Here is a 22,411-nt window from a genome sequence, read left to right as displayed (position 1 = left end):
AAACCTTTCTCCGGGCACGGTAACCGGATGAGGTGAAACTTTTCCACCAAATCGGACATTGGGTTGACAGTCCGGCCCTCTACCGGGTCTTCTTGTACGCATGTCAGCGCCCTCAGCAGCCACCCGGACCCCCATTCGTGGGTTCCTGTGCGTTGCCCAGGTTCGCTGTTGCTGTTGCAGCTGTTGATGCCTCGGGAGCTCCGGCTCCCCTGAGCTCCAGCTCGCCCCCCACAGCAACCGCCGCATGACTGACATCCGTCGAGGAACCCCCCGATGAACAGCACCCTGAACGCCACCCCCACCGCCCCCACCACCGCCGCAGCCACCGCGTCGGCGAGTGTCGAGAGCGACCTCCAGATCGCCGGCGACATCCTCTCCGTCCAGCACCTCCTGCAGCCCGCCCGCGAGCACCCGGCCACCGTCGCCGAGTTCGTGGGCCTCGCGCGTTCCATCGCCGCCGACCGCTCCGAGTGGGAGCACCTGGTCCGGTACGACGCCACGACCCGCTGGTACCACCGGCTGCGCACCGGCCCCGGCTACGAGGTCTGGCTCCTCAGCTGGGTCCCCGGCCAGGGCAGCGGCCTGCACGACCACGGCGCCTCCTCCGGTGTGCTGACCGTCCTGGACGGCGAGCTCACCGAGCACACCGCCCGCGGCCCGCTCACCCTCGGCGCCGGCTCCCAGCGCGTCTTCGCCCCCGGCTACGCCCACGAGGTGCAGAACGACAGCCTCGACGGGGCCGTCAGCCTGCACGTGTACTTCCCCGGCCTGACCCGGATGCCGATGCACAGCTGCTCTCCGGCCCGGCCCGAGGCCCTCTCCGTCTGATCCGGACGCCGCCCGGCCGTCCGCCCGTCACCCGGCCACCGGCCCGCGAGGGGCCGGACCACGGCTGACAGACTGTTCACATGCGCATTGTTGTTCTGGCCGGCGGCATCGGCGGCGCCCGTTTCCTCCGAGGTCTCCAGTCCGCGGTTCCCGACGCGGACATCACGGTCATCGGCAACACCGGTGACGACATTCACCTGTTCGGGCTCAAGGTCTGCCCCGACCTGGACACCGTGATGTACACCCTCGGCGGTGGCATCAACGAGGACCAGGGCTGGGGCCGCACCGACGAGTCCTTCACCGTCAAGGAGGAACTGGCCGCGTACGGGGTCGGACCGACCTGGTTCGGCCTCGGTGACCGCGACTTCGCCACCCACATCGTCCGTACGCAGATGCTCGGTGCGGGCTACCCGCTCAGCGCCGTCACCGAGGCCCTCTGCGACCGCTGGCAGCCCGGGGTCCGGCTGCTCCCCATGTCCGACGACCGGGTCGAGACCCACGTCGCGATCACCGACTCGCAGACCGGCGAGCGCCGGGTCATCCACTTCCAGGAGTACTGGGTCCGGATGCGCGCCGCGGTGGACGCCGAGGCCGTCGTACCCGTGGGCGCCGAGCAGGCCAAGCCCGCGCCCGGCGTCCTGGAGGCCATCGCGGTCGCCGACGTGATCCTCTTCCCGCCGTCCAACCCCGTGGTCTCGGTCGGCACCATCCTCGCCGTACCCGGCATCCGCGAGGCCGTGACCGCCGCCGCGGCGCCCGTCGTGGGCCTCTCCCCCATCGTCGGGGGCGCCCCTGTGCGCGGCATGGCCGACAAGGTGCTGGCCGCCGTCGGCGTCGAGTCCACCGCCGCGGCCGTCGCCCTGCACTACGGCACCGAACTGCTCGACGGCTGGCTCGTCGACACCGCCGACGCGGACGCCGTCGCCGAGGTGGAGGCCGTCGGCATCACCTGCCGGGCGGTCCCGCTGATGATGACCGACCTGGCCGCCACGGCGGAGATGGCGCGGGCCGCGCTGGAACTGGCGGAGGCCTCCCGGTGACCGCCGCGCACGGGCCCTCGTACGAGGTCCGGGCACTCGGCGGGATCCCGGAGGTGCGGCCGGGCGACGACCTGGCGGCGCTGATCGCGGCCGCCGGACCGGAGCTGCGGGACGGCGACGTCCTGCTCGTCACCTCGAAGATCGTCTCCAAGGCGGAGGGCCGGATCGTCCGTGCCGATTCGCGCGAGGAGGCGATAGACGCCGAGACCGTACGGGTCGTCGCGCGCCGCGGGATGCTGCGGATCGTGGAGAACCGGCAGGGCCTGGTCATGGCGGCGGCCGGGGTCGACGCCTCGAACACCGAGGCCGGCACCGTCCTGCTGCTGCCCGAGGACCCCGACGCCTCGGCCGCCGCGATCCGGGCGGGGCTGCGGGAGCTGCTGTCCGTGGAGGTGGGCGTCATCGTGACGGACACCTTCGGGCGGCCGTGGCGCACCGGGCTCACCGACGTGGCGATCGGCGCCGCCGGCGTACGGGTCCTGGACGACCTGCGCGGGGGCACCGACGCCCACGGGAACCCGCTGAGCGCGACGGTCGTCGCGACCGCCGACGAGCTGGCCGCCGCGGGCGACCTGGTCAAGGGCAAGGCGGAGGGCCTGCCGGTGGCGGTGGTGCGCGGGCTGGCCCACGTACTGGGCGAGGGCTCCTCGGGGGCCGACCTGGTGCGCTCGCCGGCCGACGACATGTTCCGGCTGGGAACCTCGGAGGCGGTACGGGAAGCCGTGACGCAGCGGCGTACCGTACGGGCCTTCACCTCCGAGCCGGTGGACCCCGGCGCGGTCCGGCGCGCGGTGGCGGCGGCCGTGACGGCCCCGGCCCCGCACCACACGACGCCGTGGCGGTTCGTCCTGCTGGAGTCGGCGGGCGCACGGCTGGAGCTGCTGAACGCGATGCGGGACGCCTGGGTCGAGGACCTGCGGCGGGACGGGAAGTCCGAGGAGTCCATCGCGAAGCGGGTCCGGCGGGGCGACGTCCTGCGGGCCGCGCCCTACCTGGTGGTGCCCTGCCTGGTCACGGACGGCGCACACGACTACGGGCACGCACGGCGCGACGCGGCGGAGCGGGAGATGTTCGTCGTGGCGATGGGCGCGGGCGTGCAGAACTTCCTGGTCGCACTGGCCGGGGAACGGCTGGGCTCCGCGTGGGTGTCCTCAACGATGTTCTGCCGGGACGTGGTGCGCAAGGTGCTCGGGCTTCCGGAGGACTGGGACCCGATGGGTGCGGTGGCCGTCGGGCACGCCGCGGTCGCTCCGGCGGAGCGGGCGGGGCGGACGGCGGAGGAGTTCATCGAGGTCCGGTGAGGTCCGGGGTGCCCCGGCCTGATCGGCAGGACACCCCTTAGAGCCTGCCGATGTCGCCCCGGGGCATCCGGGGGGCCCGGCGGGGCGGGGCGGCGCCGGCCAGGAGGACGAGGCGGGCCGCTCGGTGGCGCTGGCCGGCGTAGGGGGCGAGGAGCTCCAGCATGGCGGCGTCGTCGGCGTCCCGGTCCCCGGCCAGGGCGTAGCCGATGATGCCGGGCAGGTGGAGGTCGCCGGTGGTAACGGCGTCGGCGGCGCCGTTGCTGCGCTGGAGGGTTTCGGCGGAGGTCCACGGGCCGATGCCGGGGATCGCCTCCAGGCGGGCGGTGGCCGCCGGCAGGTCCATGGTCGCGGCCTCTTCGAGGCGGGCGGCGAGGCGGGCTGCGCGGACGATGGTGGCGGAGCGTTTGGAGTCGACTCCGGCCTTGTGCCAGTCCCAGGAGGGGATGAGCGCCCAGGTGCGGGGGTCGGGCATGACGTAGAGGTCCGGGGCGGAGGCCTGGCCCGGGGCCTGGCCCCTACCCGGGCCCGGGCCCGGAGCGGGCTCGCCGTACTGGCGTACGAGGCGGCGCCAGGCGCGGTACGCCTCGTCGGTGGTGACCTTCTGTTCCAGGACCGTCGGGATCAAGGACTCCAGGACCAGGCCGGTGCGCGTCAGGCGCAGGCCTGCGCGGCGGCGGTGGCTGGCGTGCAGGAGCCTGTGGCGGGGGACGAAGGCGGCGGGATCGTCGGCGGCGCCGAGCAGTTCCGGCAGGCCGTCGAGGATCCAGTCGGCGCCCGGGCCCCAGGCGGTGGCGGTCACCCCGGGCCCGGCCCCGTCCCGCGTGACCCGGAGCGTGGCCGGGCCGGCGGGGGTGCGGGTGGCTCGCCAGACCGTGCCGGGGGTGGTGCGGTAGGTGGGGTCGGCGGGGCCGCGCCTGAGGGGGCCCAGGACGAGGCCCAGGTCCAGGGGGCCGGGTGGGGTCCAGGTGCGGGTGCCTGGGCCGGCGGCTGTGGTGGGGCCGGGGGCTGCGCCCTTGCCCGTGCCGGCGGCTGTGCCCATGCCCGTGCCCGTTCCGGGGGCCGTGCCAGTGGTGGTGCCGGGGGCTGTGCCCTTGCCCGTGCCGGGGGCCGTGTCCGTGCTGGTGCCGGGAGCTGTGCCAGTGCCGGGGGCTGTGTCCGTGCCCGCGGCCGTGCCCTTGCCCGTGCCGGGGGGTGGGGGCGTGTCTGTCGGGACCGTAGCCGGGGCCGGGGGCGTACCCGGGGCCGTGTTCGGGGCGGGGGCCGGGGGCACGGTGGTGCGGCCGCCGCGGATCGCGGTGCGGGTGAGGGGGTCGTAGCGGCCGGCCATGCCTTGAGCGTAGCCCTGCGGGGCTGTCCCCTACCCGCCCTTCCACCGTTCCCCGGGCTCCGCCCGGACCCGCGCCTCAAACGCCGGCGAGGCTGGATGTGTCCCCGGGCTCTGCCCGTCCCGGTCCTGAAGCGCCGGTACGGCCTGGGCGGGTCCCCAGGCTCTGCCCGAACCCGCTCCTAAAACGCCACACGGACTGGGTGTGTGCCGGGCCTCTGCCCGTCCCGGTCCTAGAGCGCCGGGACGGGCTGGGCGGGTCCCCCGGGCTCTGCCCGAACCCGCTCCTAAAACGCCACACGGACTGGGTGTGTGCCGGGGCTTTGCCCGTCCCGGTCCTGAAGCGCCGGGACGGGCTGGGCGGGTCCCCCGGGCTCTGCCCGTCCCGGTCCTCACACGCCGGACCGGCTGGAAGGGGTGCCGGGCTGCGCCCGGACCCCCTGGGGGTCCGCCCCAGACCCCGGTCCTCACACGCCGGACGGCTGGATTGGCCTGGCGGGGCTGGATTGGCGCTGCGCCGGACCCCGCGCCTCGAGCTCCCCCGGCCACCGCCTAAACGTCAGGCCGTACGTGGGCCTGGATGGCCCGGAGGGCCGATCCAGCCCCTCCGGCGTTTGAGGAGCGGGGGCCCGGGGGCTGGCCCCCGGCAACGGCGCCGCACCCGGCGAGGAGTCCGGGCGCAGCCCGGGGAACGGGTCCAGGCGCAGCCCGGCAACGGGGCCGGGCGCAGCCCGGGGAACGGGTCCAGGCGCAGCCCGGGGAAGGGGACGGGGCGCAGCCCCGGGGAACGGGGCCGGGCGCAGCCCGGGGAAGGGGACGGGGCGCAGCCCCGGGGAACGGGGCCGGGCGCAGCCCGGGGAAGGGGACGGGGCGCAGCCCCGGGGAACGGGCGAAGGGTGGGTGGGGGACTTCGCCCCGCAGGGCCGGCCCAGCCGCACGCGCCCACCGGGCCCCGCGCCGGGACGGCGGTGGCGGGCACTCCGCCCGGCCACCGCCGGACGGAGTTCGGCGCAGCGGCGCGAAGCCCAGGAGGCCCGCCAGGGCCGGGTGGTGCGAGTGCCGCGTCGAGAAGGGTGCGCCTCAGGGGCGGCCCTGGAGTTTGGCCGAGGCGGTTCGGGTCGGGGGGAGTTGGGTGTAGAGGTGGCGGCCGGGGCATTCCGTGGCAAAGCCGTCGCGGTGGCCCGAGATGACGTTCAGGCGGACGTTGCTGCCCTTCGCGTAGAGGTTGCCGCCGCCCGAGCGGAGGGTGGTCTTCGCACGGGGGTCCGCTCCGAAGAGGCCCAGCTTCCAGGCCGTGAGGCGGGCCACCGCGTCCACCGCGGCCTTGGGGGGAGCCGTGGAGGCGAAGGTGCCGATGACCGCGACGCCCATGCTGTCCGTGTTGAAGCCCATGGTGTGCGCGCCGAGCACCGCCTTGGCGACTCCGCCCGCCCGGCCCTCGTAGACGGTGCCGCACTTGTCGACGGCGAAGTTGTAGCCGATGTCGCGCCAGCCGCTGCTGACCACGTGGTAGCGGTACAGGCTGCGCAGGACGGCCGGGGCGTCCTTGCAGGCGTAGTTGTTGCCCGAGGCGGTGTGGTGGACGAAGGCGGCCTTGACCTTGTTCGTGTAGACGAAGCCCTTTTCGCGCAGGCTCTCGTCCGCGCCCCATCCCAGCCGGGTGACGATCTTCGGGCGCGGGCCGATGTACGGGGCGGCCGCGAGCGCCTCGTCGGCGAGGACCGCGTCGGCGGTGGAGTCGGCCTTGTTGAGGGCGGGGATCTCCTGGGCGCCCAGGGGGGCCATCGGGACGTTGGCGGAGGAGGACTCCGCCGTCTCCATCGTCATGCCGGGGAGGAGGGCCAGCTCGCCCTTGTCGTCGTCGTCGAGGACGGGCGAGGCTTCCCCCGCGTTGCCGTTCTTCGCGTCCGACGGGGGGCGGGTCGTGTCTCCCGGGTCCACCAGTTCGATGCGCATGCCGGTCGGGAGCCCGCTGCTGACCACGCGGCCGCCCGGTTCGGCCTGGACCCGGACCTCGATGCCGTCGGACTGCCCGACCCACAGGGGGGCGGTGCTGCCGCGGACGCGGCCGGTGCCCCGTTCCGCCGTGTCGGGGTCGGCGGCGTGTTCGCTGTTGTGGGTGTCGACGTCCTGCCATTCGGACCAGGCCGAGGTGGCCACGGAGCGGGTTCGGACCTGGACGCGGCCGTCGAGCTGGGTGCTCGCGTCGTCCCAGACGACGCCGACCAGCGAGAAGGTCTTGACCTCGCGCGCCGACAGGCCCCGCGTCTCGGGCAGCCGGGGCGAGGTGCTCATGCCGGGTACCCCGGGGGTGCGGTCCGCCGCGGGTCCCACGGGGACGAGCGGCAGGGACTGGGTGGATCCGGCGGGGGCCGCGGGGGCTGCCGAGCCCGCCCTGGCCGCCGGCCGGGTCGCTGCCGGGTGTGCGAGGGCGGTGGAGGGGAGCGCGAGCGGCAGGGCCAGTGCGGCAGCCGTCGCGACGCCGATCGAGGAAGCAAGGAATGCACGCATGGAAAGGATGCTGGGGACTGCCGGAGGCCGGCGCCATCCGAGAACTGACGTACCGTCCGGTCCCGGCACCGATACCCCTCCTCCGTACGGGGGATCGTGCTGCGGCCGTACGGAGGAGGGGCGCGGGCCGCCCGGCGTAGGCTCTGGTCCGTGAACGCCACTGACCGCACCCCTGCCGACCTGCTGCGATCCGCGCTCGCCGCCGATCCCGGCCGCCCGCTCGTCACCTTCTACGACGACGCCACGGGCGAGCGCGTCGAATTGTCCGTCGCCACCTTCGCCAATTGGGTGGCCAAGACCGCCAATCTGCTCCAGGGCGACCTGGGCGCCGAGCCCGGCGACCGGCTCGCCCTGCTGCTCCCCGCGCACTGGCAGAGCGCCGTGTGGCTGCTCGCCTGCGCCTCCGTCGGGGTCGTGGTGGAGGTGGGCGGGGATCCGGGCGGCGCCGACCTGGTGGTGAGCGGGCCGGACACCCTGGAGGAGGCCGCCGCGTGCTCCGGCGAGCGGGTGGCGCTCGCGCTGCGGCCGCTGGGCGGGCGCTTCCCGCAGCCGCCGGCCGGGTTCGCCGACTACGCCGTGGAGGTGCCGGGGCAGGGCGACCGGTTCGCGCCCTTCCAGCCCGTGGACGCCGACGGCCCGGGCCTGGTGGTCGGCGGCGAGGAGCTCTCGTACGCACGGATCTGCGAGCGGGCCCGCGAGGACGCGGAGAAGCTCGGCTTCGGCGAGGGCGCCCGGGTGCTGTCCCGGCAGGGCTACGACAGCTGGGAGGGGCTCTCGGCCGGGCTCTACGCGGCCCTGGCCACGGGCGGGTCCGTGGTGCTGTGCCGCAATGCCGAGGGGCTGGCGGAGGGGGCACTGGCCCAGCGGATCGAGAGCGAGCGGGTCACCCGCACGGCCTGATCCCGCCGTCACCCACACCGCCCAATGCCGGATCTGGGCTATTTGTCACCCACATGGCCCTATACGAGGCCGTGCCCCCGGGCCGCATCGATCACCCGGGGGCAGGATCGGCACAGGCCGTACTCACCCGTACGGCCCGTACCGGTCGGGTGAGGGGACGGAACGCGAGTGACGGACAGCGCGGGCATACCGGGCGGCACCGATGCGGCCGGAGGCGGGAAGCCTCCGAACGGCCGCAGGCGGCGCCGACTGCTGCGCTGGATCGGGCTCGGGACCGGCCTGCTGGCCGTCGTCGGGGCGGGTACGGGCTGGTGGATCTACTCCAAGCTCGACGGGAACATCGCCGAGGACACCTCCGCCGCCGCCGAGCTGCGGCGCTACGACAAGGAGCGCCCGGCCCACCTGGCGGGCGGCGCGCAGAACATCCTGCTGATCGGCTCGGACTCGCGCACCGGCGCGGGCAACGCCCCGTACGGGCAGGACGAGGGCACGCAGCGCTCGGACACCACGATCCTGCTGCACCTGCCGGCGGACCGGAAGAGCGCGACGGCGGTGTCGATACCGCGGGACCTGATGACGGAGATACCCGCGTGCCTGAAGGCGGACGGCAACCGCACCGGGGAGCAGTTCGCCCAGTTCAACTGGGCCTACGAGTGGGGCGGGACCGCCTGCACGATCCGTACGGTCGAGGCGATGACCGGGATCCGGGTCGATCACCACATGGTGCTGGACTTCAGCGGCTTCAAGAAGATGGTGGACGCCATCGGCGGGGTGGAGGTCTGCCTGAAGCGGCCGGTGGACGACACCGAGGCCAAGCTGAAGCTGCCGGCGGGCCGGCAGACCTTGCAGGGCGAGCAGGCGCTGGGCTTCGTCCGGGCCCGCTACAGCCTGGGCAACGGCAGCGACACCGAGCGGATGGAGCGCCAGCAGGCGTTCCTCGGGTCGCTCGTCAAGAAGGTGCAGAGCAACGGGGTGCTGCTCAATCCGGGCCGGCTGTACCCGCTGCTGGACGCGGCGACCTCCTCGGTGACCACCGACCCGGGGCTTGCATCGCTGCGGGGGCTGTACGAGCTGGTCCGGGGCGTACGCGACATCCCGACCGACCAGATCAAGTTCCTCACGGTGCCGCGCCGGCCGTACGCCGCCGACGCGAACCGGGACGAACTGCGCCAGCCGGACGCGACCCAGCTCTTCCAGCGGCTGCGGGCGGACCAGCCGCTCACCATCGCCCCGCCCGCGGCCACGACCACGGCCACGCCCGCTCCGGCCTCGCGGCCCAGCGGGGACCGGGAGGAGGAGGCGGCCGACGACAAGGCGGACCGCACCCAGGACAGCGCTGGGGACAGCACTGGGGACAGCACCGGCGACGTCCCGGGAACCGCGGAGCCCTCGACTCCCGTCCCCACCTTCACCGGTACCACGGCCGGTGTGGCCGACTGCCGGTAAAGCAATCCCAAAAGCCGGTGCCCGGGCCGAGCTTGTTGGGGCGATTGCCCCGTTGTAAGTGCGTGGAATTCATCACCAGCATGGTTTGCGGCGAACCTGTCCGGATAAGGTGAGCGATCCGGCGCCCGGCCAGTACAGAGGCCGCGCGCCAGCAGCCGGATCGTTGACCGTGCGCCTGGGGGAGGCGCGTCGCGAAGCACCGACGGAGGATTCGAGCAAACCGTGGATGCGCAAAGCCGTGGACGGGCCGACGAGATCGACCCCGCAGATCAATGGGTACTCAACCCCCGCACCGGCAACTACGAACTGCGACTGGAAGACACCGCTGCGCAAGCACCGTCGCAGCGGTCCGCCCCCCGCGCGGCGCCCCGCCGAACGCCCGTTCCTCCCCGCTCCCCCGCCGCCCCCTCCCCCGCGGTTCCCGGACCGCGCCGCGGTGACGGCCCTCCCCCCGGCGGCGGCCGGCGCGGCGGGCGTTCGCGCAAGATCGGCGGTGGCGGTCGCAAACGGGCCCTGACCATCACCGGTGGAACGCTGGCGGTGCTGCTGATCGGCGGCTCCGTGGCCGGGTACCTCTATTACGAGCACCTGAACGGCAACATCAGGGTCACCGACATCGGCGACGCGGGCACCAGCGGCGGTTTCAAGAAGGACCAGCCGATCAACATCCTGGTCATCGGCACGGACAAGCGCAGCGGCGCGGGCAACGAGGGGTACGGGGACGCCGGCAGCGTCGGCCACGCCGATACGACGATCCTCTTCCACGTGTCGAAGGACCGCTCCAACGCCACGGCGCTGTCCATCCCGCGCGACCTGATCACCAATCTGCCGGTCTGCCCCACGAAGCAGCCGGACGGCTCGACCAAGGACATCCCCGGCGAGCGCGGGGCCCGCTTCAACACCAGCCTCGGGCAGTCGGGCCGCGACCCGGGCTGCACGATGCGCACGGTCAAGGAGCTCACCGGGATCCAGGTCGACCACTTCATGATGGCCGACTTCAACGCGGTGAAGAACCTGAGCACGGCGGTCGGCGGGGTGCCGGTCTGCGTGGCCAAGGACGTCAACGACAAGGACTCCAAGCTCAAGCTGACGGCGGGCGAGCACCGGCTGGAGGGCGAGCAGGCGCTGGCCTTCGTCCGCACCCGGCACGCCTTCGGCAACGAGAGCGACCTCGACCGCATCAAGACGCAGCAGCAGTTCCTCAGTTCGATGATGCGCGAGATGAAGTCCAAGGAAACGCTGACCAGTCCGAAGAAGTTCTTCTCCCTCGCAGAAGCCGCCACGAAGTCACTGAGCGTGGATTCGGGCATAGGCTCGATCGGAAAACTCACCGATCTTGCAGGCGAGTTGAAGAACATAGACCTCAAGAACATCACCTTCACCACACTTCCGGTGCTCGACAATCCGGCGGAGAAGGTCAAAGCCACCGTGGTCGTCAACCAGGGACAGGCCGAACCGCTGTTGCAGATGATCCGCGGGGACGTCTCCCTCACCGAGGTCGAGAAGAAGGAACAGGCGGCGAAGGACGCGGCGGACGCCGACGCGAAGGCCAAGCTGGACGCCCTCATGCAGGGCACCCGCGCGGCGGCCAAGGACGTCCGGGTGGACGTCTACAACGGCGGCGGCCCGGCCGGATCCGCGTCCGGCACGCTGAACTGGCTGCAGAACACCAAGGGGGTGCCGAGGTCCAGCAACCTGGGCAACGCGCCCGCCAAGGTGGACGCCACGCAGCTGGAGTACGCACCCAACCAGGCCGACCAGGCCAGGGCGTTGGCGGACATGATGGGCCTGCCGGCGACGGCGCTGAAGATGGGTACGGCCGACGCCGCGCCCAAGACACCGATGAAGCTGACGCTCGGCGCCGACTTCAAGGGGGCGGGGGTCTCCATGACTGCGCCTCAGCAGGCACCCGAAGGCGTGCAGCGGGTCGAGGCGGACAAGTCCGTCTGCGCCAAGTGACCGACAGGGGGGCCGGCCGGCCCTCCGCGGTCGCGAAATGACGTGCCGGAACCCGTCGGACCGGCACACTACCGACACAGAGTGATCGTGATGGGGGACGCGTGAGGCACAGCAGCGTGCAAGGGGAGGGGGCGCCGGGCCGGGCCGGCGACGGCATATCCGGCGCCGGCACCCGGCCGACGGCCACCAGTGCCGTACCCGCACCGAGGTCCGGCTCCGGCCACCGCCGCGGCGGCAGCGGGGGCGGGGGCGGCAAGCGGCCGACCCGGCGGGGGCGGCGCCGCATACTGCGCTGGACGGCCTCCATCGTCGCGCTGCTCATACTCGGGACGGCGGCGGCCGGTTACCTCTACTACCGCCACCTCAACGGCAACATCCGCAGCGGCCAGCGCCTGAGCGGCGACAGCGGGGTCGCCAGGGGCGAGGCCGACGCCGCGGGCCGGCGTCCGATCAACATCCTGATGCTCGGTTCCGACATCCGCGACGAGGCGAACGCGAAGCTCGGCGGGGGCTGGGACATGATCGGCGGCCCCGTGCGGGCCGACGTGCAGATGCTGGTCCACATATCGGCCGACCGGAAGAACGCCTCGGTCACCACCGTTCCGCGCGACACCATCGTGGACATCCCGGAGTGCACCGAGCCCGGGACGGGCACCAAGTACAAGGCCACCAAGACGATGATCAACGAGAGCTTCTCGCGCGGGGGTCCCGGCTGCACCCTGGCCACCTGGGAGAAGATGGCCAACGTCTACATCGACCACTGGATGCTGATCGACTTCACCGGTGTCGTGAGCATGGCCGACGCGATCGGCGGCGTCGAGGTCTGTGTCAACCAGAACGTCTTCGACCAGTCGAAGCCCGGGTCGGGGACGGGCGGTTCCGGCCTCAAGCTGACGGCGGGCACCCACAAGGTCCAGGGCGAGCAGGCGCTCCAGTGGCTGCGCACCCGACACTCCTTCGGCAGTGACATGGGCCGGGCCAAGGCGCAGCACATGTACATGAACTCGATGATGCGCGGGCTCAAGAGCCAGAACGCCTTCACCGACCTCCCCCGCCTCACGGGCCTGGCGGAGGCGGCGACGAAGTCGCTGAAGGTGTCGGAGGAGATCGGGTCGGTCAAGAAGCTCCTCGACCTCGCCCTGCTCCTCAAGGACGTGCCGGTCAACCGCATCACGACGGCCACGATCCCGATCCTGCAGGCCCCGGGCGACAAGGACCGGCTGGTCCTCAACCCCACGGACTCCGAGCGGGTGTGGGAGCTGCTCCGCAAGGACGTGGCCATGGACAAGAACGGCGACCCGGCGCCGGCCGAGAGCGGGCAGCCGGGTGCGAGCGCAGATCCCTCGGCTCCCGCTCCGTCGGCCGAGCCGACCGCGCAGGCGTCGTCCGCGCCGCCGGCCTCCAACCCCGCGAAGATCGCCGTACAGGTGGTCAACGGCACGGGCCCCGGTGCACAGGCGGTACCCAAGCGGGCCACGGCCATCGCGGGCCAGCTGGTCTCCAAGGGCTTTGCGCTGGCCAAGCCGGACGGCGCGCTGACCCCGGAGAAGGCGACGGTCGTCCGCTACGCCACCGACGCCCAGGCAGCCGACGCGCAGAGCGTGGCCGCGGCGCTCGGGATCCCGGGCACCTCCGTACAGAAGTCGGCCGCGGCAGCCAAGATCACGGTCCTGGTGGGCGCGGACTGGCGCGAGGGCACCGCCTACCCGCAGCAGGCGCCGCCCGAGGCCGGCTCGGTCCCGGAGACGGCCGACGTGCTCAACGCCACGGACACCAGCTGCATGGACATCTACGGGCCGTACCAATGGAAGTGAGACGCCGAAGGGCGGGCTCGCCGAAACGCTGACGCCTGCAAACACCGAAAGGGGTGATCCGGTCCGACGAGGACCGGGTCACCCCTTTCGGGTTCGTACGCAGGCTCAGAGCTCGGCGGGGTCCCGGTTCACCGAAGGGCGGCGGCTCGCGATGACCTTGGCGGCGAGCGAGCGCGGGCTGGTCAGGAAGCCGTAGCCCCAGCACACGTGCATGGTCGCCAGGGCAACGGGGATCCGCAGCCGGGCCTTGAGCGACAGCCCCTTGCCGGCCGGGACGGAGCCGACGGTGATCGCCGCGAGGTAGCCCGCCGGGAGGACGAAGGCCCACGGGGTGACGGCGGCACCGACGACCACACCGGCGGCGATCGCACAGACGGCGGCCGGTGCGGCGAGGTAGCGCAGGTTGATGGAGCCCGAGTGGTAGCGGGCCACCACGTGGCGCCAGCGCCCGTAGTCCTTGTACTGCTTGGCGAGCGCCCGTACCGAGGGGCGCGGGCGGTACTGGACCTTCAGCTCCGGGGAGAACCAGATCAGCCCGCCGGCCTCGCGGATGCGGAAGTTCAGCTCCCAGTCCTGGGCGCGGACGAACTCCACGTTGTATCCGCCGGCGGCCTCCAGGGCCTCCCGGCGGAACACCCCGAGGTAGACGGTGTCGGCCGGGCCCGCCTTGCCACCGGTGTGGAAGGCGGCGTTGCCGACGCCGATGCGCGAGGTCATCGCGGCGGCGACGGCGTCCTCCCACGGGTTCTCGCCCTCGGCGTGCATGATGCCGCCGACGTTCTGCGCGCCGGTCTCCTCCAGGAGGCGGACCGCGGTGGCGATGTAGTTCGGGGAGAGCATGCCGTGGCCGTCCACGCGCACCACGATCGGGTGGCGCGAGGCCTGGATGGCCGCGTTGAGAGCGGCGGGGGTGCGGCCGGTGGGGTTCGGTACGGTGTGGACCCGGGGGTCTTCGCGTACCAACTCCGCGGCGATCTCGTCGGTACGGTCCCTGGACGGCCCGAGCGCGATCACCACTTCCATCTCACCCCCGTACTCCTGTCCGAGGATGTGGTGGACCGAGTTGCGCAGATGGCGCTCCTCGTTGAGTACCGGCATGATCACCGAGACTGCTGGCTGCTGGGCGGGCATGTGGTCCTTCAAGGTCGGGTATCGGTGTCACGTTACCGCGTACGGGGGAACCGGGTGCGCGCCGGATGAGCAGTACGGACAACGGCTGATCGTATGGACCTACTGTTCTGACGAATCTGCCGAACGTGCGAGGTGTCCCCCGTGCCCCAGCCGCACCGTCCCACCCGACCCGCCCTGCCCGCCCGGTCCGCCCGGCCGTCGCAGCGCGCGCCGCGGCCAGGCGGTCCGGCAGGCCCCCGAGCGGGCGGGAACCGGCCGGCGGACAGACCCCGCTGGGGGGTCCGGCTCGCCGCGGGGCTGTCCGTGCTCGTCCTGGGCTCGGGGGCCCTCGGGCACGCCGTGATGACCGGGCTGGACACCGGGATCCAGCGCGTGGACCCCTTCAAGGACATGAAGAACCGGCCGCAGGCCGGGCACGGGGTGAACTTCCTGCTCGTCGGCACCGACGGCCGCGACAAGATCACCGCCGAGGAGAAGCGCGAGTACCGCCTGGGCGGCGCGCCCTGCCACTGCACCGACACCGTGATGCTGGTCCACCTCTCGGCGGACCGGTCGCGGGCCAGCGTGGTCAGCCTCCCCCGGGACAGCTTCGTGGAGCTGCCCGCGCACGTGGACGGCTCCAGCGGCAAACCGCACGGGGCCCACCCCGTGAAGCTCAACGCCGCCTACGCCGAGGGCGGGCCCCAGCTGACCGTGCGCACCGTCGAGAGCATGACCCGCGTGAAGATCGACCACTACCTGGAGGTCGACTTCACCAGCTTCATGAAGACGGTCGACGCCATGGGCGGCGTGGAGATCTGCACCGCCAAGACCATGCACGACCCCAACACCGGACTCGACCTGCTCCCGGGCACCCACCGGCTCAGTGGCGGCCAGGCCCTGCAGTACGTGCGCTCGCGCCATGTCGACGGGGCCTCCGACCTGGGCCGGATGCAGCGCCAGCAGCGGTTCATCGCCGCCCTGATCAAGCAGGCCACGGGCGGCGGGGTGCTGCTCAACCCCGTCAAGTTCAAGCAGGTCAGCTCCACCCTGCTGAGCTCGGTCCGGGCCGACCGGGGCTTCGGCTCGGAGCAGATGCTGGCGCTCGGGCAGGCCATGCGCGATTTCACCCCGTCCTCGTCGGAGTTCGCCTCCGTGCCCGTCGGCAACCCCTCCTTCCCGGTCAAGGGCATCGGCTCCACCGTGAAATGGGACGAGGGGAAGGCCGCGAAGCTCTTCCAGGCCCTGCGCGAGGACCGGCCGATGGCCCCGCCCCCGGCCCCCTCCGCCGGCAAGCCGGTGCGCCGGCAGCCGGCGGTGCCGGTGGACGTGCCCCCGGGGCAGGTCCGGGTCCAGGTCGAGAACGGCACCCGGATCGACGGGCTGGGCACCCGGGTGGACTCGGCGCTGCGCGCCACCGGCTTCGACACCACCCGGGCTCCGGGGAACGGCGCGAGCCGGGACGTCAAGCGCACGGTGATCACGTACGACCCGCGCTGGGACCGGTCGGCCCGTACGGTGTCCACCGCGCTGCCCGGCAGTGAGATGAGGGCCGTGCGGGGGCAGGGGCGGACCGTGGTGGTGATCGCGGGCGCCGACTACCGCAAGGTGGTGCCGGTGCGTGCGGAGGACCCGTACCAGGGCGAATTCGGTGTGGTCACCGGTGACCAGGTGGTCTGCGGCGGCTCCTGACCGGAGCGGGTACGGCCCTCACCGGAGCGGCTACGCCCTCAGCCGAACCAGCCGTCGGAGCGGGCCTGCTCCAGGGCCTCGAAGTAGGCCTCGGCCACCTTCTCGTACCCGCTGTCGTTCGGGTGCAGGCCGTCGGCCAGCTCGGCCGGCATGGACGCGTCCGCCCGGTCCACGGGTGTCAGCCAGGGCGGCTTGACGTAACCGAAGTGCCGGCCCGACCGCTGCTGCTCCGCTTCCATCCGCTTGAGGCGCTGGTTGTACACGGTGATGGACCCGGTGAGGTCCAGGCCCCTGGAGCCGGGGGTCGAGGGGACCAGGCCCTGCATGACGACGGTGGCCGCGGGGCGCAGGGCGAAGATCCGGTCGACCAGGTCCTGCGCCTGGTCCGCGGCGTGCTCGGGGTCGTCGCCCTGGTTCAGGTCGTTGAGACCGACCGAGAGCAGGACCACGTCCGGCCGGGCCGTCTTGATCCACCGGTCCACCCCGGCGCGTATTCGGTCGATGGTGTAGCCGGGATGGCCTTCGTGCTGGTTGTCGGCCATGGGTCCCTGCTCCTGGGAGCCGACGAAGTCGACGGTGTACCGGGACTGGCCGGAGAGCAGCTGCCCCAGGGGCAGCCGGTAGCCGGCGCGGCCGGAGCTTCCCGAGCCGGCGGCCGTCGAGTCGCCGAGGGGCATGACGCGGATCTTCGGGGTCCGTCCCGTGCCGGAGGAGGGCTCCGGGGAGGCCTCGGGGGACGGCTCGCCCCCGGCGGGTGTTTGGGGGGAGTCCTTCGTGAGCATCGGGACCGTCGCGGCGAGGCCGGCGAGTCCCGCAAGGCCGGTGAGGCCGGCGAGCACGGCCGAGCGGCGGTTCATGGTGCCTTCCGGGTGGAGCAGGGCGGCAGGGCCGGGTGCGAGAGCAGGTCCGGGTGCGAGTGCGGGTGCAGGTCGGGGTGCGGGTGCGGGTGCGGGTCCACTAGACGTCGGCGTCCAGCCCCTGCGCGGACCGCTCCTCCCGCAGGTCGCGGATGGCCTGGCGGCGGGCGAGCCGGTGCGTGCGGCGGATCTGGGCCTCCTGGTAGCGCCGCTCGTCCCGCTCGGTCTCCCGGATCACCTGCGGGACCTCGCGGGGCTTGCCCTCGGCGTCGACCGCGGTGAAGACGAGGTAGGCACTGCCGACCTGGGTGGCGGGGGTGGACTCGTTCCACCGCTCCGCGAGGACGCGTACGCCGATCTCCATGGAGGAGCGGCCCGTCCAGTTGCACTGTGCCTTGACGTGGACGAGGTCGCCGACGCGGACCGGGGCGAGGAAGGCCATCTCGTCCATGGAGGCGGTGACCGCCGGGCCCCCGGAGTGGCGGCCGGCCACGGCGCCGGCCGCGTCGTCCACCAGCTTCATGATCACGCCGCCGTGCACCGTACCGAGGAGGTTGGTGTCGTTGGCGGTCATGATGTGGCTCAGGGTGGTGCGGGAAGCCGAGATCGGCTTTCCGCGCAGCTCGCCCGGTATCTCTGTCATGGGGACAGCTTAGGGCGTGTCTTTTGGATCAGGCCGGGCACCGGACACCGCGGGCCCGGCCCGATCCGAAAGACACGCCCCGAGTGCGGCCCGCCGGCATCAGCTCTGCAACAGCACCGGTACGAACAGTCTCCGGGGGTATTCCGCGACCCTCCCGGCCAGGCATTCTTGGGCACATGAGTGACTGGGACGGGTGGAGCGGCGAGCAGGACCAGCGCGGCCGCCGCGATGACGGGTACGGCCGCGGCAGCGGCCAGGCGGAGCCGGAAGGCGCACGGCGGATGAGGCACGTCCAGCGGCCCGGCCCCGGCCCCCAGGCGTCCCGGCAACCGCAGCAGCCCCAGCAGCCCCCGCGCCGCCCGGCTCAGCCGCCGGCCGGGCCCGCTTACGTGCCTCCGCAGCAGGACGGCTCGTACAACGGCAGCAGCAGCGGCGGCTACGACAGCGGCTACAACACCGGCCAGGTCTACGGCGGCGGCCAGCCGCCCAGCGGGCCGCGCGGGCGCGGTCCCGGCGGACCCGGCGGCCCGGCCCGGCCGGCGGGACCGGCCCCGGACTGGCGCAGACGGATCAAGATCGGCTCGATCGTGCTGGTCTCCGGCCTGCTCGTGACGGGCATCGGCACCTACTTCTGGGCCGACTCCAACGTGCGCCGCGAGGTCGACCTCTCCAAGGTCATCGAGCGCCCGAAGGAGGGCGACTGCACGACCTACCTGATCGTCGGCTCCGACAGCCGTGAGGGCATGTCCGCCGAGGACAAGAAGAAGCTCCACACCGGCTCGGCCGAGGGCAAGCGCACCGACTCGATGATGATCCTCGCCAAGTGCTCCAGCGGGAACACGATGATCTCCCTGCCGCGCGACTCTGACGTGGAGATCCCGTCCTTCGTCGGCTCGGAGTCGGGCAAGAAGTTCGCGGGCACGGGCAAGCGGACCAAGCTGAACGCGGCGTACGCGGAGGACGGCCCGGAGCTGCTGGTGCGGACGGTGGAGTTCAACACCGGCCTGCGCATCGACCACTACGCGGAGATCGGCTTCGCCGGCTTCGCGAACATCGTGGACGCGCTGGGCGGGGTGGAGCTGAACATCGAGAAGGGGTTCAAGGACGAGAAGTCCGGGGCCGACTTCAAGGAGGGCACCCAGACGCTGAACGGCGAGCAGTCGCTGGCCTACGTACGGACCCGCTACGCCTTCGCCGAGTCGGACCTGCAGCGGACCAAGAACCAGCAGAAGTTCCTGTCGGCGCTGGCCGGCCAGGCGGCGACGCCGACGACGATCCTGAACCCGTTCGCGCTGTACCCGGTGCTGGGCGCCGGTCTGGACACGCTGATCGTGGACAAGGACATGGGGCTGTGGGACATGGGGTCGATGTTCTTCGCGATGAAGGGCATCAGCGGCGGTGACGGCGTGTCCATGAACATGCCGATCTCCGGTCAGCGCGGCGGCAACCTCGTCTGGGACAAGGCGAAGGTGCAGCAGCTGGTGCAGCAGATCCAGAAGGACGAGAAGGTCACCGTCCGCGGGAACTGATTACCGCCCGCGGGAACTGATCACGAGGCCGGGCGCCCCTCGTCGGGGCGCCCGCCCGGCTCAGGCGTCGGAGGAGAAGCGGATCGCCGCGTCGGGCAGCCGCGCCCCGCACCAGATCCGGGCGCCGGCGCGGAGCTCGTTGTCGGCCCCCACGACGGCCGCGTCACCGATGACGGCGGCGTCCAGTACGGTCCGCGCGCCCACCGAGGCGCCGGCGCCGATCAGGCTGGCGGACACCTGCGCGTCGGGTCCGACGACCGCGTCCCCCATCACGATGGAGCCCTGGACTACCGCACCCGCCTCGATGCGGGCTCCGGCGCCCACGACGGTGCCCCCCGACAGCTTGGCCCCGGCCGCCACGTGGGCTCCGGGCAGGACGAGGGACTCGCCGCGGCGTCCGGGGACGGCCGGGGAGGGGACGACGCCGCGGACCAGGTCGGCGGAGGCCTGGATGATCGCCTCCGGCTTGCCCAGGTCCATCCAGTACGTGTTCTCGGTGACCCCGTGCAGGGTGGCCCCGGAGGCGAGCAGGCCGGGGAAGGTCTCGCGCTCCACGGAAACGGACCGGCCGGCCGGGATGGTGTCGATCACGCTGCGCCGGAAGACGTAGCAGCCGGCGTTGATCTGGTCGGTGATGATCTCCTCGGGCGTCTGCGGCTTCTCGGTGAAGGCCAGCACCCGCCCGTGGGCGTCGGTGGGGACCAGGCCGAAGGCGCGCGGATCGTCCACCCGGACCAGGTGCAGGGAGACGTCGGCGTCGGCCGCCTTGTGCGATTCGACGAGCCCGGCGATGTCCAGGCCGGTGAGGATGTCCCCGTTGAAGACCAGCACCGAGGAGTCCGGGCCGCCGGTGAGCAGCCGCGCCGCGTTGCGGATGGCGCCGCCGGTGCCGAGGGGCTCGTCCTCGACCACGTACTCCAGGTGGACGCCGAAGGCGGACCCGTCCCCGAAGTACGGCTCGAAGACCTCGGCGAGGTAGCAGGTGGCCATCACGATGTGCGTGACGCCGGCGGCGGCGGCGCGGGCTATCTGGTGGGCGAGGAAGGGAACACCTGCCGTGTGGACCATCGGCTTCGGCGTGTTCACCGTGACGGGGCGCAGCCGCGTCCCCTGTCCGCCGACCAGCAGGATCGCTTCCGTCATTTGCGTTCTCCCCAACCGGTTCCGGCGTACGAAGGTCCAAATTTAGCCCATCCGGGGGGTCCCCAGGGGGCTGGTGCCCGATGTGTGCGGCCGTCTGCGCCGCAGGCCAGGGCCTCAGGCGGCGAACGGGTTGGCGTGGCCGGGCAACTGCTGCCCCGGGCGCAGGAAACGCCGGCCGCCCCGTTCGTCGCGCACCGCGTGGAACCCGGCGGCCGTCAGCCGCTGAGCGATCTTCGCGCGGCGGGTCACGCCCACCGTGAACGCCACGGTGAGGAGCAGCGCGACCAGACCGCCGGAGAGGAGCGCTTCGGCCGGCGACTTGTCGTCGAAGAGCATGAGGACGGTCAGGGCTGCGCAGGCGAGGTAGCAGAGCACCTTCTGCCTCCGGTCGGCGATGTACAGGGCCATGACGTCGAAGGTGACGAGGTCCTTCAGCACGGCCACGGCGTCGACCGCCTCGGGGAGCGGCTTCAGCGAACCCTGCCCCAGCCCCGGCACCGTCCCGCCGTTGCCCGCCTGCGGATGGGCGGCGATGGTGGCCGCCTCGAGGACGCGCGCGTCGGGTCGCGGGTCCCGGTACATCCGGACCTGAACGAGCGAGTTCCTGAACCCGGTCCTGTACGCCGTGCCGTACGTGTAGCCGTACTGCTCCGCCACGTGCGCCAGGGCGGCCGCCTTCGACGCGGTGCCCTGCGGGACGATCTCGACGACGTCCTGCTGACGGGCGATCTGCTGGAGCATCCCCGCTATGTGACGTTCTACGGACATCCTGTTTCCCCGCCCCCTGCGACCCCGCACCCGAGGCCGACCGGCGCACAGCCTAGGCGGTGCGCCGCCGATCGGAACACGCGAGGTCCCCCGTCCATGGAACGGGAGACCTCGCGTGCGGCGGGGTCGGGCCCCTACGGCAGGTTGCGGGCCATGACGATGCGCTGGACCTGGTTCGTGCCCTCGTAGATCTGCGTGATCTTCGCGTCGCGCATCATGCGCTCCACCGGGTAGTCCCGGGTGTAGCCGTAGCCGCCGAGGAGCTGGACCGCGTCCGTGGTGACCTCCATGGCCACGTCCGAGGCGAAGCACTTGGCCGCGGCGCCGAAGAAGGTGAGGTCCTCGTGCGGGCCGCCGCCGGAGACGCGCTCCGAGCGGGCCGCGGCCGAGTACGTCAGCTGGCGCGCGGCCTCGATCTTCATGGCCATGTCCGCGAGCATGAACTGCACGCCCTGGAAGTCGCCGATCGGCTTGCCGAACTGCTTGCGCTCCTGGACGTAGCCCTTGGCGTAGTCCAGGGCGCCCTGGGCGATGCCCAGTGCCTGGGCGGCGATGGTGATGCGGGTGTGGTCGAGGGTCTTCATCGCGGTGGCGAATCCGGTGCCCTCGGCGCCGATCATGCGGTCGGCCGGGATGCGGACGTTGTCGAGGTAGACCTCGCGCGTCGGGGAGCCCTTGATGCCGAGCTTCTTCTCCGGGGCGCCGAAGGAGACGCCCTCGTCGGACTTCTCGACGACGAAGGCGCTGATGCCCTTGGAGCGCTTCTCCGGGTCGGTGACGGCCATGACCGTGTAGTACTCGGAGACGCCGGCGTTGGTGATCCAGCGCTTGACTCCGTTGAGCACCCAGAAGTCCCCGTCGCGCACGGCGCGGGTCTTCATGCCCGCGGCGTCCGAGCCCGCGTCGGGCTCGGAGAGCGCGTACGAGAACATCGCGTCGCCCTTGGCCAGCGGGCCGAGGTACTTGGCCTTGAGCTCCTCGGATCCGGAGAGGATCACCGGGAGCGAGCCGAGCTTGTTGACCGCCGGGATGAGGGAGGAGGACGCGCAGACGCGGGCCACCTCCTCGATCACGATCACCGTGGCGAGGGCGTCGGCGCCCGCGCCGCCGTAGGTCTCGGGCACGTGGACGGCGTGCAGGTCGCTGGCGACGAGGGCGTCCAGGGCCTCCTGCGGAAAGCGGGACTCCTCGTCGACCGCGGCGGCGAAGGGCATGATCTTCGCCTCGGCGAGCGCGCGAACGGACTCGCGGAGCATGTCGTGCTCCTCGGCCGGGCGGTACAGGTCGAAGTCGGCAGAACCCGCCAAGATCTCTCACTCCCCAAGTGGTGCGTGGTGTTAACTACCGTTAAGTAGCCCAAGCTTAGTGTCCGTCCGCCGACCGCGACACGGGCGTCGCACGTGAGTTGCATGACAGCCGGCCCGATGCGGGCGTCGAGCGGGCGGCTACGGTGTGGCCACGGGGTGGCGGACGGGTGACGGACGCCGGAATGCATCCCCGGTCACCGGCCCGACTATGCTCGGTTGCCGCGAACGGCCCAGCACCT

At 72.5% G+C, this 22,411-nt stretch carries 17 protein-coding genes; 9 read left to right on the top strand and 8 right to left on the bottom strand.

All coding sequences use genetic code 11. The features are described from left to right. Positions 1-273 precede the first annotated feature (273 nt). The 3 genes from ACFVX6_RS00830 to ACFVX6_RS00820 all read left to right on the top strand — a co-directional run bounded on the left by ACFVX6_RS00830 (position 274) and on the right by ACFVX6_RS00820 (position 3,169). Complete coding sequence (locus ACFVX6_RS00830; protein ID WP_389686532.1) at positions 274-828, top strand: cysteine dioxygenase; 555 nt, start codon at positions 274-276, stop codon at positions 826-828. An 80-nt stretch (positions 829-908) separates the two neighbouring features. Further along, a complete protein-coding gene (cofD, locus tag ACFVX6_RS00825) occupies positions 909-1,868 on the top strand; it encodes a 2-phospho-L-lactate transferase (RefSeq protein WP_389686530.1) in 960 nt (319 codons plus the stop codon). Further along, entirely contained in the window at positions 1,865-3,169 is a 1,305-nt protein-coding gene (locus ACFVX6_RS00820; protein ID WP_389686528.1) for a coenzyme F420-0:L-glutamate ligase, read from the top strand. Before cofD ends, ACFVX6_RS00820 begins: the two co-directional genes overlap by 4 nt. 37 nt (positions 3,170-3,206) lie before the next feature. Here the strand turns inward: ACFVX6_RS00820 and ACFVX6_RS00815 are convergent, their stop codons facing one another. Beyond that, a complete protein-coding gene (locus ACFVX6_RS00815; RefSeq protein ID WP_389686579.1) occupies positions 3,207-4,208 on the bottom strand; it encodes a DNA-3-methyladenine glycosylase family protein in 1,002 nt (333 codons plus the stop codon). A gap of 1,365 nt (positions 4,209-5,573) precedes the next feature. Continuing rightward, positions 5,574-7,004: a peptidoglycan recognition protein gene (locus ACFVX6_RS00810; RefSeq protein ID WP_389686526.1), complete on the bottom strand. Its 1,431-nt coding sequence runs from the start codon at positions 7,002-7,004 to the stop codon at positions 5,574-5,576. A 150-nt stretch (positions 7,005-7,154) separates the two neighbouring features. Here ACFVX6_RS00810 and ACFVX6_RS00805 point away from each other — a divergent pair, with 150 nt between their 5' ends. From ACFVX6_RS00805 to ACFVX6_RS00790, 4 genes are all read left to right on the top strand, one after another. After that, the gene (locus ACFVX6_RS00805; protein WP_389686524.1) at positions 7,155-7,904 is read left to right on the top strand and encodes a TIGR03089 family protein; all 750 of its coding nucleotides are present in this window, start codon (positions 7,155-7,157) and stop codon (positions 7,902-7,904) included. Between the two features lie 168 nt (positions 7,905-8,072). Beyond that, entirely contained in the window at positions 8,073-9,350 is a 1,278-nt protein-coding gene (locus tag ACFVX6_RS00800) for an LCP family protein (protein ID WP_389686522.1), read from the top strand. 222 nt (positions 9,351-9,572) lie between these two features. Next, positions 9,573-11,309 carry an LCP family protein gene (locus tag ACFVX6_RS00795; protein WP_389686520.1) on the top strand — a complete coding sequence of 579 codons (1,737 nt, stop codon included), beginning with the start codon at positions 9,573-9,575 and terminating at the stop codon, positions 11,307-11,309. Between the two features lie 101 nt (positions 11,310-11,410). Next, positions 11,411-13,123: an LCP family protein gene (locus ACFVX6_RS00790; protein ID WP_389686518.1), complete on the top strand. Its 1,713-nt coding sequence runs from the start codon at positions 11,411-11,413 to the stop codon at positions 13,121-13,123. Between the two features lie 105 nt (positions 13,124-13,228). Here ACFVX6_RS00790 and ACFVX6_RS00785 read toward each other — a convergent pair whose 3' ends face one another. Then, entirely contained in the window at positions 13,229-14,254 is a 1,026-nt protein-coding gene (locus ACFVX6_RS00785) for a glycosyltransferase family 2 protein (RefSeq protein ID WP_389686516.1), read from the bottom strand. 303 nt (positions 14,255-14,557) lie between these two features. Here ACFVX6_RS00785 and ACFVX6_RS00780 point away from each other — a divergent pair, with 303 nt between their 5' ends. Further along, positions 14,558-15,925 carry an LCP family protein gene (locus ACFVX6_RS00780; protein WP_389686514.1) on the top strand — a complete coding sequence of 456 codons (1,368 nt, stop codon included), beginning with the start codon at positions 14,558-14,560 and terminating at the stop codon, positions 15,923-15,925. Positions 15,926-15,963: 38 nt separating this feature from the next. Here ACFVX6_RS00780 and ACFVX6_RS00775 read toward each other — a convergent pair whose 3' ends face one another. Then, entirely contained in the window at positions 15,964-16,782 is an 819-nt protein-coding gene (locus ACFVX6_RS00775; protein ID WP_389686512.1) for an SGNH/GDSL hydrolase family protein, read from the bottom strand. A 100-nt stretch (positions 16,783-16,882) separates the two neighbouring features. After that, positions 16,883-17,425: an acyl-CoA thioesterase gene (locus ACFVX6_RS00770; RefSeq protein WP_250736822.1), complete on the bottom strand. Its 543-nt coding sequence runs from the start codon at positions 17,423-17,425 to the stop codon at positions 16,883-16,885. Between the two features lie 176 nt (positions 17,426-17,601). Between ACFVX6_RS00770 and ACFVX6_RS00765 the strand changes: the two genes are divergently transcribed. After that, positions 17,602-18,954 (top strand): LCP family protein, encoded by a 1,353-nt coding sequence (locus ACFVX6_RS00765; protein WP_389686510.1) that lies wholly within the window; start codon positions 17,602-17,604, stop codon positions 18,952-18,954. A 60-nt stretch (positions 18,955-19,014) separates the two neighbouring features. Here ACFVX6_RS00765 and ACFVX6_RS00760 read toward each other — a convergent pair whose 3' ends face one another. From ACFVX6_RS00760 to ACFVX6_RS00750, 3 genes are all read right to left on the bottom strand, one after another. After that, the gene (locus ACFVX6_RS00760) at positions 19,015-20,097 is read right to left on the bottom strand and encodes a sugar phosphate nucleotidyltransferase (RefSeq protein ID WP_389686508.1); all 1,083 of its coding nucleotides are present in this window, start codon (positions 20,095-20,097) and stop codon (positions 19,015-19,017) included. Positions 20,098-20,211: 114 nt separating this feature from the next. Next, positions 20,212-20,865: a hypothetical protein gene (locus ACFVX6_RS00755; RefSeq protein WP_389686506.1), complete on the bottom strand. Its 654-nt coding sequence runs from the start codon at positions 20,863-20,865 to the stop codon at positions 20,212-20,214. A 134-nt stretch (positions 20,866-20,999) separates the two neighbouring features. Next, positions 21,000-22,172, bottom strand: coding sequence for an acyl-CoA dehydrogenase family protein (locus ACFVX6_RS00750; protein ID WP_266878075.1), 1,173 nt, complete (start codon positions 22,170-22,172; stop codon positions 21,000-21,002). Positions 22,173-22,411 lie beyond the last annotated feature (239 nt).

Source organism: Streptomyces sp. NPDC058289 (assembly GCF_042880975.1).
Taxonomy (GTDB): Bacteria; Actinomycetota; Actinomycetes; order Streptomycetales; family Streptomycetaceae; genus Streptomyces; species Streptomyces stoeckheimensis.
This window is presented reverse-complemented; position numbering and strand designations above follow the sequence as displayed.